Source organism: Bacteroides caccae, from assembly GCF_002222615.2.
Lineage (GTDB): Bacteria > Bacteroidota > Bacteroidia > Bacteroidales > Bacteroidaceae > Bacteroides > Bacteroides caccae.
On the sequence record NZ_CP022412.2, the window covers coordinates 2,173,519 to 2,187,227 of the forward strand.

At 41.9% G+C, this 13,709-nt stretch carries 9 protein-coding genes; 8 read left to right on the plus strand and 1 reads right to left on the minus strand.

Features of this window, described 5'->3' with window-relative positions; genetic code table 11:
• The first annotated feature begins 8 nt into the window (after positions 1 to 8).
• The 6 genes from CGC64_RS08375 (at position 9) to CGC64_RS08400 (ending at position 8,793) form a co-directional block, all read left to right on the plus strand.
• Positions 9 to 1,712 carry a hypothetical protein gene (locus CGC64_RS08375; protein WP_032855528.1) on the plus strand — a complete coding sequence of 568 codons (1,704 nt, stop codon included), beginning with the start codon at positions 9 to 11 and terminating at the stop codon, positions 1,710 to 1,712.
• 2 nt (positions 1,713 to 1,714) lie between these two features.
• Positions 1,715 to 4,021, plus strand: coding sequence for a glycoside hydrolase family 3 N-terminal domain-containing protein (locus tag CGC64_RS08380; protein WP_005679407.1), 2,307 nt, complete (start codon positions 1,715 to 1,717; stop codon positions 4,019 to 4,021).
• 42 nt (positions 4,022 to 4,063) lie between these two features.
• Positions 4,064 to 5,503, plus strand: coding sequence for a family 43 glycosylhydrolase (locus CGC64_RS08385; RefSeq protein ID WP_005679408.1), 1,440 nt, complete (start codon positions 4,064 to 4,066; stop codon positions 5,501 to 5,503).
• A gap of 121 nt (positions 5,504 to 5,624) precedes the next feature.
• Positions 5,625 to 6,911: an alpha-L-fucosidase gene (locus CGC64_RS08390; RefSeq protein ID WP_224241536.1), complete on the plus strand. Its 1,287-nt coding sequence runs from the start codon at positions 5,625 to 5,627 to the stop codon at positions 6,909 to 6,911.
• Between the two features lie 51 nt (positions 6,912 to 6,962).
• A complete protein-coding gene (locus CGC64_RS08395) occupies positions 6,963 to 7,526 on the plus strand; it encodes a Crp/Fnr family transcriptional regulator (protein WP_005679410.1) in 564 nt (187 codons plus the stop codon).
• A gap of 112 nt (positions 7,527 to 7,638) precedes the next feature.
• Positions 7,639 to 8,793: an acyltransferase family protein gene (locus tag CGC64_RS08400; protein ID WP_005679412.1), complete on the plus strand. Its 1,155-nt coding sequence runs from the start codon at positions 7,639 to 7,641 to the stop codon at positions 8,791 to 8,793.
• Positions 8,794 to 8,831: 38 nt separating this feature from the next.
• On the opposite strand, the gene CGC64_RS08405 is transcribed toward CGC64_RS08400, so the two are convergent.
• Positions 8,832 to 10,238 (minus strand): DUF4419 domain-containing protein, encoded by a 1,407-nt coding sequence (locus tag CGC64_RS08405; RefSeq protein WP_055172919.1) that lies wholly within the window; start codon positions 10,236 to 10,238, stop codon positions 8,832 to 8,834.
• 179 nt (positions 10,239 to 10,417) lie between these two features.
• Between CGC64_RS08405 and dinB the strand changes: the two genes are divergently transcribed.
• Positions 10,418 to 11,509: a DNA polymerase IV gene (gene dinB / locus CGC64_RS08410; RefSeq protein ID WP_005679415.1), complete on the plus strand. Its 1,092-nt coding sequence runs from the start codon at positions 10,418 to 10,420 to the stop codon at positions 11,507 to 11,509.
• A gap of 248 nt (positions 11,510 to 11,757) precedes the next feature.
• Positions 11,758 to 13,692, plus strand: coding sequence for a heparinase II/III domain-containing protein (locus CGC64_RS08415; protein WP_005679416.1), 1,935 nt, complete (start codon positions 11,758 to 11,760; stop codon positions 13,690 to 13,692).
• The last annotated feature ends 17 nt before the right edge of the window (positions 13,693 to 13,709 follow it).

The window sequence follows — 13,709 nt, forward strand, 5'->3', positions numbered from 1 at the left end:
TATAAGTAATGATTATCAGATGTTTATTAATGCTTTGGATTACTGTGCTCGTCACTGGGTGCACACTGAAAGATGAAGAACAAATTATCACCGAGGCGTGGCATTCCGGAGAAACTCTACCTGTCGAAATCGGGAAGAAATATCCTCCTGCTCCCATTGCCATGACGATAGATAAAGGATATAATGTCCTTATTGATCTTTCGCATCAATGTTCGTTCAATTTCATGTGGGGATTGCCGGATATGTTACACCAGAAAGGATTTCGTAGTGTATCGTCACAAGCCTCACTCGGTAGTGTCCTGGATGAGAAGGGGGTGTCCCGTATCCGTATTCCATATGATCCGGAACGTAAGATTTATCCTTTTGCCTGGTATCCTAATTTTAGATATAACGTAATCATTACTTTTCAGAATGACCCTTCTGCTCCGGTTTATACGGAGCAGGAGTGTCTCTTGCTCAAAGATTTTGTATCTGAGGGAGGTAGCTTGATTATTCTGGCTGATCCTGTAAAAGCAGAACAGGTCGATAATTGGTCTCTGAACCGGTTGCTCAAGAGTTTTGATGCAAGTTATACCAAAGATTATCAGAACTATAAGAATCGTCGGCATATTGGTCTGGCTCTTTCAGAACAGTGGATACCTTGGGAAATGGGGAGTGACAGTTTGCCTATCCGCGCTTACCGTGAATATGGTAAGGGACGTATAGCAGTCGGTACGGCTTTAGATGATTTTCTAAGTAATGGAGAAGCGGGAAGTGCTTTTGTTGACCAAATAATGGACTGGTTATGTGAGAAACAAGTTCCGGTGGGAGGAGAGCCTCGTTTGCCCCAAACAATGGGTGGTGGCGGAGCTATCTATCCGGAATTGGAAAGTGTTATTAATGGTATGGTCACTTATTATGCGCCTACTGTTAACCATACTCTTCTTGAATGTATAAAAAAAGAATTCTTTAAGATAAACGATACATTGTTGCAGTGGTATCCGTCTCGGCAAACTGAGGAACCGATGTTTCTCGTTCTCTCTGCCGGAAGTGGAGGAGGCTGGGCTGTCAACAGTTTCTTTCCTAAGGAGAATGGTATTATTAGTCAAGATTCAGCCAGTCTGATTTCTATTTATGGACATGAACTGGCGCATACACTGGCAGGCCCGGTCAACGAGAAAGGACAAGCGGCTGGTGATGTACCTTTTGGAAATCAGGGAGAAGCACATGCCGGTTGGTTTCAGGGAAAAGTAGAGGCACTTTACAATGAGGAACTCCGGCAACATGCGAATAAAAAGTGCGAAGATTTCTTCCGTTCTTCCGAATTTGATAAACTAGACTTAAAAAGATATACAAATGACGGAGAGTATGCCAAGCAATTTTCTTACGGGGCAGGCTGGTATAAACTTTGGTATATCTGGCAACGTTTGGACGACACATATGGAAATACTTGGTATGCCCGGTGGAAACATATCCAGTATACCCGTTGGAAAAACGATCCGATGCGACTTCTGACTTGGGAAGAGATGATAGAGGACATGAGTCTTGCAACAGGACACGATCTATTTCCCTTTTTCATATCTTTAAATACAAGTCTGGAACGTCGTGAAATGGGTGAAGTTATTTATGAAGGTAAGAAAGTGAAACTATCCGGAGCAGTTATCCCGATAATAGAACCGGGTAATGTATGCCTGAACCCAATCGAAAATTATAAAACGATAAAATTTGAATAAACATGAAGAAATTGATTTTATATACTTTAATTTTGCTTCTTATGTCTTGTCGGTCTACACAAGAGGTAGACACTTCCGTTTATATGGATGCCAAACAACCTGTAGACAAAAGAGTGGAAGCATTGCTTGCGCAGATGACATTGGAGGAAAAGGTTGGGCAAATGGATATGGTTACCGTATGGGATAAAGAGGCCATATTTAAGAATGGATATTATGATTTCGGTGCATGGCTGGCGGATTTGGAGCCTGAAGAATGCAATCAACTACAAAAACTGTCCGAACAAACCCGTCTGAAGATTCCTTATCTTATAGGCATGGACGCGGCACATGGATATGCAATGCTTACGGGCAGAACGATTTTCCCGACTTCCATAAGCATGGCCGCTACTTTCAACCGGGAATTAATTTATCGCACGACTTCGAAGGCCGGTGAAGAAATCCGTTCCTCCGGTATACATTGGGCATTTGCTCCTTGTATAGATATCGTTCAGGATGCCCGTTGGGGAAGGACCGGTGAAACCTATGGCGAAGATCCTTTCCTGACAAGCGAATTGGTTAAAGAGGCTATACGGGGGTACCAGGGCAATGAAAATCCTTTTAAGAAAGTGGCTGTTTCAGTCAAACATCTGGTGGGGGGAGGTGCATCTGTCGGAGGATGTAATCATGCTAGCGCCGAACTGTCTGAACGGGCACTCCGTTCGTATTTTCTGCCTCCCTTCAAGGCAGCCATAGAGGCCGGATGTATGACTATTATGCCCGGACATAATGATATTGCAGGAGTGCCGGTGCATGCGTCCAAGTGGTTGTTGACTGATATAATCAAGCAGGAGTATGGCTTTAAAGGCTTTTTTATCAGTGATATGGGAGATGTGGAGAATTTGGCTACTTCTTTGCATCAGATAGCTGAAAATCAGAAAGAGGCTGTTTGCAAGTCGGTCAATGCCGGTTTGGATATGCATATGTATTCTGCTGATTCGGCACGCTTTGTAAGTCCGCTCGTAGAGTTAGTCAGGGAAAAGAAAGTATCTTCCCGGCGTATTGATGATGCTGTTAGAAGAATCTTGAAGATTAAATTCGAGCTGGGATTGTTTGAGAAGCGTTATGTATCTCCTGAAGAAGATAGTTATGGTAGCAAAGAGAACAAAGCATTAGCTTTGGAAGCTGCTAGAGAAGCCATTGTCTTGCTTAAAAATGACCGGCAAATCCTGCCTCTTGACAGGACTAAATACAAGAAGATTTTAGTTACCGGACCGAATGCTGACAATCAAAGTATTTTGGGTGACTGGTCTATCTTTCAACCGGATGACCACGTAACTACTATTCTGGAGGGTATTCAGGCGGCAGCCTCTCCCGAGCAGTCGATCTTATACAGCAATAGCGGACGGATTAAGGCAAAGAAATCTGATCTGTCGGTAAATACTACCGATCCTGCTATTCAGAAGAAGCTGATAACCGAAGGCGGCGGCATCTCTGATTACAGTATTGATGATGCTGTCCGAAAGGCCCGGCAGTCCGATTTGGCAATTGTTGCAATTGGAGGATATGGAATACGTTCGGAATGGGGATTAAGAACTTATGGAGAATCGGCGGACCGTCCTTCAATAGATTTCTACGGACGACAGTTGGAGCTGGTCCAAGCAATACATGCCACTGGTACTCCCGTAGTTATCGTCATTGTAAATGGCAAACCTCTAAATAACGAATGGATAACCAAAAACATCCCAACCATAGTAGATGTGTGGGAACCGGGAATGTATGGTGGACAAGCTTTAGCTGAAATATTATTTGGAGAAGTGAATCCTTCGGGCAAATTGCCAATTACCATTCCCAAACATGCCGGTCAAATCCCAATGTATTATTATCAAAGACCTTCCAGATATTGGACGGGTTATGGTTTGGGTTCTTCCAGAGAAGATGAAAAACCTGCATTTTGTTTCGGTCATGGATTAAGCTATACGAGTTATGAATATTCAGGATTGAAAATCGACAGTGTCATTCCTCAAACTCAGGATATTGAATTTACATTTACTGTTAAGAATACGGGAAATATGGCAGGAAAAGAAACCGCTTTAGTATTTATACGTGATTGTGTTTCTAGTGTTGTAACGCCTGTTGCCTGCCTAAAAGGTTTTGAGAAAGTGAGTCTGAATCCGGGAGAATCTAAGGATATTCGGATAGTCATTCCTTATTCCGATTTGGGACTTTGGAATGAAGATATGAAATATGTTGTCGAATCCGGGAAGTTCAACCTGATGATAGGTCGTTCGGTGGAGGATATACGGATCAAAAAAGACTTTTTTATAAAATAATCAAATGATACGTTAGAGTTAAAACTGAAAAAATATAGAATTATGAGAAATAAGATACTGTTTTTTATACTCTTAACCTTTTGTTTGGGATTGTCGGCACAGCATCGCATGGTAAATACGGCTGTGACCGAACAAACAGGAAAGAAGGTTTCCAAATTACTTAAGACTAATCATCGAATGCTTAATCCTATTTCTCCTCCGGGCGTGTATATTGCCGATCCGGAGGCCAGGCAGATGCCTGATGGGCGTGTCTATGTATATGGTTCGCGTGATGAGCCGACAAATGTCTGGTGTTCGCATACCTATGATGTGTTATCGACTTCTGATTTGATAAATTGGGATGTGGAACAGTTTTCTTTCGCTACAAAAGGTATAGGGAAGCAAGTCGACTATACCGACCAGTTGCTTTATGCTCCGGACTGTATCTATCACAACGGCAAATACTATTTATACTATTGCCTGACGAATGAAAAGGAAGATGAAGGTGTTGCCGTATCTTCTTCTCCTTATGGACCTTTTAAAGAGGGAAAAGCCATAGCCGGAATTCATGGAATTGATCCTTCGGTCTTTATAGATGATGACGGGCAAGCTTATTTATTCTGGGGACAAGCCAATGCCAAAGGAGCTAAACTGAGTAAGGATATGTTATCTATCGAAGGTGAAGTACATGAGAAACTGCTGACTTATAAAGAACATGCATTCAATGAAGGCAGTTCGGTCCGTAAACGGAATGGCATCTACTATTATGTATATGCCGGGCACCAGCGTCACGGTGAATCTAATTGTGCTACCCTGAACTATGCTACGGCTACTTCTCCATTAGGTCCTTATACATATCGGGGAGTAATTATAGACAATTGGGGGAGTGACCGGAATTTAGTGAACAATCACGGTTCTATTGCTGAAATAGATGGGCAGTGGTATATCTTTTATCATCGGCCTACCCATGCTAGTTCATCTATGCGTAAGGTTTGTATGGAACCCATTGTATTTAATCCGGACGGAACTATCAATGAAGTAGAAATGACCACTCAAGGTTGTGGGGGGCCTATTAATCCTTTATTGCGTATGGATGCGGCGAGGGCTTGTCTTTTGTCGGGGCATACCACGGTAGTTGTTCGGCGTCCGGCACATAGCAATCCGGTAGAATATTTGTCGGCTATACGGAATGGAGATTGTGCTTACTGGAAATATTTCGATTTTACAGGAATGGAGGTGAATTCTTTCATTTGCAAAACATGGGGAAAGAATGCTGCCGGTACTATTGAAATCCGTTTGGATAAACCGGATGGAGAACTGATTGGTACTTGTGAGCTGCAACCGATGAATGGGGATGTTGCCTATTCCGTTCACCGGACAAAAGTGAAACCGGTGACCGGTGTTCATGCATTGGTGCTGGTGTTCAAGAACAATGATCCGTCTATGACCGGGCAGGATTTTATGAATCTGGAGTGGTTTATGTTTGAAAATCATGACCGCTAATTCAGATGTATGGGGTAAAACACCTCTTTGAATATAGAAAAATAACTTAAATAACCTCTATTATATGCAGCTTAAAAGACTCTCTTTTCTATTATTGTTTATATGTGGATATTTAACTTGTGTGCAAAGTCAGACAACGGTACTTAATCCTCAAACGGACAAGAAACTTCTAAAACAGTTTCAAGATGCCAAACTGGGTTTGTTCATTCATTGGATGGCTTGTCATTCACCTGGTACAGGAGATTCCTGGGCTATTGGTAATGGTACTCCTAAAAGTGTGGCAGACTCTATTACCATGAAATGGAATCCTCAGAATTTCAATCCTAAAGAGATTGTAAATGTAGCTGTTCAGGCCGGATGCAAATATATGGTAGTCATTTCAAAACACCATGACGGGTTTTGCATTTGGCCGAGCGAATATTCTATCTTTGATATAGACCGCATACCTTTCAAGCGAGATATTTTGAAGGAATTGGGTGAAGAATGTCGGAAACAGGGATTGCTTTATGGCATTTACTATTCAATAGCAGACATTGATTATTGCGGTTGGAACTCTATGGCACAAGTTGGAAGAGAAATAAAAGAACCGAAATATGGGCGGGAAGATTTTATCAGGTTTGTGCATAACCAGACAAAAGAACTGATAGACCGTTACCAGCCGGATATCTTGTGGTTTGACGGCTTTTGGCTGGATCCTCTTTGGACTGCAAAAGAAGGAAATGATTTATATCAGTATATCAAGAAACTAAAAAGTAATACGTTATCTACTCGTCTGGCTATTACCAGAGGAGAGGACGGGCATGAAACTTTCTGGACAGACGGCTCATCGGGCGACTACTTCTCAATAGAAGCCAAAACAACAGATGCTCCCCCGTTTCCATGGGAAGCATGTACCAGCGTCACTTATCCGGTATATGCTTACGAACCTGATGCTAAGATGCTGACAGCAGACGAACTGATCGGAATGTTTAGTAAAACACTTTGCGGTAACGGTAATCTATTAGTGAATATCGGACCTAAACCTACCGGAGAGATGCCCGAAGAACAAGTGGAACGGTTATATGAATTGACGAAATGGATCAACCGGAATAGAGAAGCTGTGTATGATACACATGGAGGCCCTTTCAAGCAAACTGATGAAATAGGAAGTACCTATAAAGATGAGTATATATACTTGCATTTACGGAAACCGGTTTCTACCCTTCGGATAAATTCTTTGGAAGGCTATCAGATAACCAAAGCTTTTGATTTGTCAACAGGTAAAAGGATTAAGATTCAACGAAAGAATAATGAGGTCATCTTATCTTTGCCGGCTTGGGAGAAAGGACGACAAATACCTGTCATTGCCTTAAAGCTCGATAGAGAATATCGTTTTGTAAAATGGTTGCCGTTTGTATTGCTGAAGTAATTGTTTTTTCTATCTTTGTGACCACTGGAAAAACAATTAAGGATTTGCTTTATGACGAATGTAATAGAAATGATGACCTCTCTGTATCCGGTTTCTGATGATACAATACAACTATTGAAGGATAATGTGACACTTTGCCATTTCCCTAAAAAATATCAATTGATAAAGGCTAATCAATATAGCAGATCAGCTTATTTCATCGAAAAAGGAATGACCCGCTCTTATTGGCTGGTCAACGGAGAGGAAATCACTACCTCCTTCTCGTGTGAAGGAGGGATTGTTTTCAGCATGGATGAATTATATTATAATAAAATGAGTGAGGAATTTGTGGAAACGCTTGAAGACGTGGTTGCCTATAAAATAACACTATCTGATTTGATCCGGCTTTTTCAGACCAATATCGAACTGGCTAATTGGGGAAGGATCATTCATCAGAATGAATACCGACGCTTACACCGTTCACACAAAGATCGCCTGACTTTGTCGGCCAAAGAGCGATATGAGGAATTTATGCAGCAGTTTCCTCAGATATGCCAGCGGGTACAATTAGGATATATTGCCTCTTATCTTGGAATAACCCTTCCGACACTTAGCCGCCTTAGAAGCCGGAAATAATTTCTGGTAGGGGCGTATTTTGATGTAGGACAATTTTTTTAATAACTAACTTCTGTAACTTTGGGCCCTCATCAGTGATACGCAAAATAATAATCTAATTTATAAATTTATCATGCAAAACATCTCTTCTTCTGCTGCATTTGCAGATAGTAAACCCCATTATGAACTCCTTGACGGCTTGAGAGGAATCGCTGCTCTTTTGGTTATATGGTATCATATATTTGAAGGCTTTGCCACAAGTCCCATAGACCAGCGGTTCAATCACGGCTATTTGGCCGTCGATTTCTTTTTTATCCTGTCGGGATTCGTTGTTGGTTACGCTTATGACGACCGTTGGAAAACAACGATGAACACAAAAGACTTTTTCAAACGCAGGTTAATCCGTTTACATCCAATGGTTATCCTGGGAGCTGTTTTAGGTGCTATTACGTTTTGTATACAAGGTTGTGAGAAGTGGGACGGTACGCAGGTCAGCATATCTATGGTGATGCTTGCATTGCTTCTCAATCTTTTCTTGATTCCGACTGTACCCGGTTCGGGTTCCGAAGTTCGTGGAAATGGAGAAATGTATCCTTTGAACGGTCCGAGTTGGTCTTTGTTTTTCGAGTATATAGGGAATATTCTGTATGCCCTGTTTATCCGCCGGTTCTCGACCAAACAGCTGACCGTGCTTGTCATTCTGGCGGCGATCGGACTGGCTTCATTTGCTGTATGCAATCTTTCCGGTTATGGGCATTTAGGTGTAGGTTGGTCATTGCTGGATTATAATCTGCTCGGAGGATTTCTGCGTTTGCTGTTTGCTTTTTCCGCAGGGTTGTTGATGTCGCGTATTTTTAAACCGGTCAAGATTAGAGGAGCTTTCTGGATATGTAGTATTGCGATTGCTGTTCTACTGTCTATACCACATATCGGTGGTATGGAAGCTTCGTGGATGAATGGTATTTATGACTCTGTATGTACCATTATTCTTTTCCCGATCCTTGTTTACCTGGGTGCCTCCGGAAAAACGACAGATAAAGGGACTTCCGTAATTTGCAAATTCCTGGGAGATATATCCTATCCCTTGTACATCGTTCATTATCCTTTTATGTATTTGTATTATGCCTGGTTGTGGAGTGGGGAAAAACTCACTTTCTCCGATACATGGCCGGTGGCTTTGGTAGTATTCTTCGGAAATATCCTGTTGGCATACCTCTGTCTGAAGTTGTATGATGAACCTGTAAGAAAGTGGCTGACTAAGAAGTTTCTGGCTAAGAAACAGGCCTGATATATATAAGAAATAGTCCCGTTCATCGGGACTATTTCTTATATTCGTGAACCATTTATTTTAATATCACTATCAGGCAATAGTCTTTTGATACGTTCAATTCCTTCTTTGCTTATTTTCCCGAATAACTCTAAATGTTCAATTTTTATCTTTGATATTTCATCCGGTATATCAATCTGATTAATGAATCTTATTTCCAATTTCTTTATTTCAGTGAGTTCTAACAAAACAGAAGGAAATTCTTTCACTCTAATAGAAATGCCACGACCGAAACCTGTACCTTGTGCATCTGCCATTAATTTGTTTTTCACTTTGTTGTTAGTGAGGTCTTTCTTTCTGATCATCCAACTGATTTGTGGTCGTAGAGCGAAGTTTCTTTTATTCTGTTCAAGCCCGACGAAGCCTGCCCAAAGTTCCAACGGAGTTTCTGTAACTGTATTGTTATATACTTCCTGATATTTTAAATCTACTTTTACTATTTCATCAGGCAGACTGTCTGTGCCTTCCAGTTGTTTTAGATTGTTCCTTTGTCCTTTTTTGTCATAAGGAAAGAATTTCACTATCCAGCCGTCGATCATATTAGGAGCGCCATACTTCTCTTGCGAATGATATTTAAACATATTGCGCCAAAAGCCTTTGTTAATTTCGCCTTTGGATGCTTTTACAAATTCCTCCAAAAGAGGTTCCAGCTCGGAGATCCACCATTCGAGCTTATATCCTTTCAAACTTTTAGCCTTACTTAGCACCTTCTCCCAATCTTCAGGTGTACCTTCGAGGGTTATTTCCGGGATTCCGCAAACAATGCGTATAACAATAAACTCAAAATAAGGCTTCACGGATTCCATGATTGTTATTTCAGAGGCAATTTTCTCTAAAGGTGTTGTTGTTGAGAAGTTGCAAGTCAGTGTTTCAACCAGGCTATTTCCTACTTGTTTTTTTATTTGTTCTGTAAATTGAGGGAAGATCTCACTCCATGAAAGAGTAGGATCTTCCAACTGTTTATCTGTCTTAACAATCAACGATTGTTTTCCGGAGAAATCGACGATATAATCTCGCATTGCTTCTTGATTAGCGTTGATATGTCGTGCAAAGCCTTGGCTGATTAACAACCAGATCATGTCCGGAGATAACACAAACGGTCTGTGGTCCGCATAAGCCTGATACATACCTTGAAAGAAAGAATGGTAGCGATAAGATACCAGGCTGTCGGGAGCTTCGCTTTTTGCGATGATATTGAACGGCGGATTCTTTTCCTGCTTTTCAACTTCTTTTGAAAAAACTTCGGTTTCGGACATGATAAGTCTTTTGTAGATATCGTCGTAAGATTGCAAATAAAGGAAGTTTTCGGGAGTTGAAAGCTTTTCTATTTTGAAAGTAATTCTTTTTTGAGCAAATGCGGAAATACTGCAGAGCATTATTAATACGCAAAATAGTATTTTTTTCATAATATTGAAGTATATAGTACTGTGATATAAACTTTTCAGGTGCGCCTGTGGTTTCAATAGATAATATGCAAATATAGTATTATTAAGAGTCGGTTTGGTGCAATCTTGAATATTTTTTGAACCGCTAAACAGAAATTATTCAGGAATTTATAGTAAGTTTGCTCTGCTAATCGCAAGAAATGGTTCAGAGAAAGATCATACACATTGACATGGACGCCTTCTACGCATCCGTAGAACAGCGTGATCATCCGGAGCTTCGGGGAAAACCTCTGGCAGTCGGTCATGCCGAAGAAAGAGGAGTAGTAGCTGCTGCCAGCTATGAAGCCCGGCGTTACGGTGTCCGTTCTGCGATGTCCTCACAGAAGGCAAAGCGCCTTTGTCCTCAGTTAATTTTCGTACCGGGCAGAATGGATGTCTATAAGTCCGTTTCCCGACAGATACATGAAATCTTTCATGAATATACCGATATCATTGAACCGCTTTCTTTGGATGAGGCTTTCCTGGATGTGACGGAGAACAAGAAGGGTATTTCTTTGGCTGTGGATATAGCGAAGGAAATAAAGCAGAAGATTCGCGACCAGTTGAATCTCGTTGCATCTGCCGGGATTTCTTATAATAAGTTTCTTGCCAAAATAGCTTCGGATTATCGTAAACCGGACGGGTTGTGTACCATTCATCCGGAACAGGCACTCGAGTTCATCGCCCGTCTGCCTATTGAATCCTTTTGGGGAGTAGGACCTGTCACGGCAAAGAGAATGCATCTGTTGGGAATCCGTAACGGGCTTCAACTGCGGAAATGTTCATTGGAGACATTGACCGCGCATTTTGGTAAAGTAGGATCACTTTATTACGAATGTGCACGAGGGATCGACGAACGTCCTGTGGAAGCGGTTCGTATTCGTAAATCTATCGGGTGCGAGCGTACATTGGAACGGGATATTTCCTCCCGTTCATCTGTTTTTATCGAACTATATCACATGGCGGTAGAACTGATAGAACGACTGCAACGAAAAGAGTTCAAGGGAAACACTCTGACGCTGAAAATCAAGTTCCATGATTTTAGTCAGATCACCCGCAGTATCACCCAGTCGCAGGAGTTGACGACGCTGGACCGCGTGCTTCCACTCGCCAAGGAATTATTGAAAACAGTGGAATACGAGCAACATCCGATCCGCCTTATCGGACTTTCCGTTTCCAATCCGAAAGAAGAAGCCGATGAGCAACACGGGGTCTGGGAACAGCTCAGTTTCGAGTTCAGTGACTGGGAATAAAACAGAGCCTCTATTTCACTCAAACAGAGCCTCTATTTACCCCAAACAGAGCCTCTGTTTTACTCAAATAGAGCCTCTGTTTTTTGCAGGATAAAATCATCGCTTTTATGACTTGAATACTTAATTTAAGCTCTCTGTGAGTACAATTCTTGAACTCTGTACTATTTTGTCATCAGGTTCGTATGATTTGTTCACCTCGTTTTTAGGGAGATGCGCTATCTTTGCCATACTTAAATGAACAAAATACCATGAATCGAATGAAACATTTACTTTGTTTTCTTCTGGTTGCAACTTTGGGAAGTCTTTCTTTCAAAGCCAATGCTTACACCGAACGAAATATGCTGCAAAAAGCGGCTGATGAAGCTACGTTGAAAAACGTATTAGTAATGAAACAAGCTTGGGTGCCTTATCCGGCTTATACCGATCGGGCAGCCTGGGATTCGTTAATGGGGCCTAACAAGCAACGTCTTATCGCAGCCGGTGAGAAACTTCTCGATTATAAATGGAAACTGATTCCTGCCACTGCTTATCTGGAATACGAACGTAGTGGTAATCGTAAAGTAATGGAAGCTCCTTATGACGCCAACCGCCAGGCATTGAATGCGTTGATGCTTGCTGAACTGGCCGAAGGAAAGGGACGTTTTATCGACCAGTTATTAAACGGAGCTTACATGAGCTGCGAGATGAATTCATGGGTTTTGTCTGCACATTTGCCTCGCCAGAGCAGTAAACGTTCACTTCCTGATTTCCGCGAACAGATTATCGATCTTGGTTCCGGTGGTTATGGTGCTTTAATGGCGTGGGTACACTATTTTTTCCGTAAACCGTTCGACAAAATTAACCCCGTGGTGTCTCTTCAAATACGTAAAGCTATTAAAGAACGCATTCTCGATCCTTATATGAATGATGATGATATGTGGTGGATGGCTTTCAACTGGCGGCCGGGAGAGATTATCAACAACTGGAATCCATGGTGTAACTCCAATGCGCTGCAATGTTTCTTATTAATGGAGAACAACAAGGATAAACTGGTCAAAGCCGTTTACCGTTCGATGAAATCGGTGGATAAGTTCATAAACTTTGTGAAATCCGACGGGGCTTGTGAAGAAGGAACTTCCTACTGGGGACACGCAGCCGGTAAACTTTATGATTATCTTCAGATTCTTTCTGACGGTACGGGTGGCAAAATATCCTTGTTTCAGGAACCGATGATTCGCCGAATGGGTGAATATATGTCACGCTCTTATGTAGGCAATGGCTGGGTCGTAAACTTTGCCGATGCATCTGCACAAGGCGGGGGTGATCCTTTATTGATCTATCGTTTCGGTAAGGCTGTGAACAGTGAGGAGATGATGCATTTTGCCGCTTATCTATTGAATGGCAGAAAGCCGTATGCTACAATGGGTAATGATGCTTTCCGTTCTCTCCAGTCCCTGCTTTGCTGTAATGATCTTGCCAAAGCGACCCCTAAACATGAGATGCCGGACGTGACTTGGTATCCCGAAACGGAATTCTGCTATATGAAGAATAAACATGGAATGTTTGTAGCAACCAAAGGAGGGTTCAATAACGAAAGCCACAATCATAATGATGTGGGCACATTCTCTTTGTATCTGAATACGATTCCCGTATTGATTGACGCCGGCGTGGGCACATATACCAAACAGACATTCGGAAAGGACCGCTATAAGATTTGGACGATGCAGAGTGATTATCATAACTTGCCGATGATTAACGGGATATCGCAGAAATTCGGTCAGGACTATAAGGCTACCAATACGGTGTGTAATGAGAAGAATCGCTTTTTCTCTACTGATATAGCTGCTGCCTATCCGGCAGAAGCGAAAGTAAAAAGCTGGGTTCGTTCTTATAAACTGGATGACCGTAAGTTGGTGGTGGCCGACAACTATACATTAAATGAAGTGCTGGCGCCTAATCAGGTAAACTTCCTGACTTGGGGAAATGTTACATTTCCGTCGCCGGGCAAAGTGCGTATCGAAGTCAGAGGACAGAAGGTGGAACTGGACTATCCGGCTCAATTTAAAGCCGAACTGGAAACTGTCAAGTTAGATGATCCGCGCCTGTCTAATGTATGGGGTAAGGAGATTTATCGGATCACACTGAAAGCAGAAGAAAAGAAAATGACCGGGAATTATAAATTTGTCATTCAACAAGTAAAATAAGAAAGAATAGAAATTGA

What these genes read in the sequence shown, in the direction of transcription:
- CGC64_RS08375 (WP_032855528.1), top strand. Translation starts at nt 9, where the DNA reads ATGATTATCAGATGTTTATTAATGCTTTGGATTACTGTGCTCGTCACT.
- CGC64_RS08380 (WP_005679407.1), top strand. Translation starts at nt 1,715, where the DNA reads ATGAAGAAATTGATTTTATATACTTTAATTTTGCTTCTTATGTCTTGT.
- CGC64_RS08385 (WP_005679408.1), top strand. Translation starts at nt 4,064, where the DNA reads ATGAGAAATAAGATACTGTTTTTTATACTCTTAACCTTTTGTTTGGGA.
- CGC64_RS08395 (WP_005679410.1), top strand. Translation starts at nt 6,963, where the DNA reads ATGACGAATGTAATAGAAATGATGACCTCTCTGTATCCGGTTTCTGAT.
- CGC64_RS08400 (WP_005679412.1), top strand. Translation starts at nt 7,639, where the DNA reads ATGCAAAACATCTCTTCTTCTGCTGCATTTGCAGATAGTAAACCCCAT.
- CGC64_RS08405 (WP_055172919.1), bottom strand. Translation starts at nt 10,238, where the DNA reads ATGAAAAAAATACTATTTTGCGTATTAATAATGCTCTGCAGTATTTCC.
- dinB (WP_005679415.1), top strand. Translation starts at nt 10,418, where the DNA reads ATGGTTCAGAGAAAGATCATACACATTGACATGGACGCCTTCTACGCA.
- CGC64_RS08415 (WP_005679416.1), top strand. Translation starts at nt 11,758, where the DNA reads ATGAATCGAATGAAACATTTACTTTGTTTTCTTCTGGTTGCAACTTTG.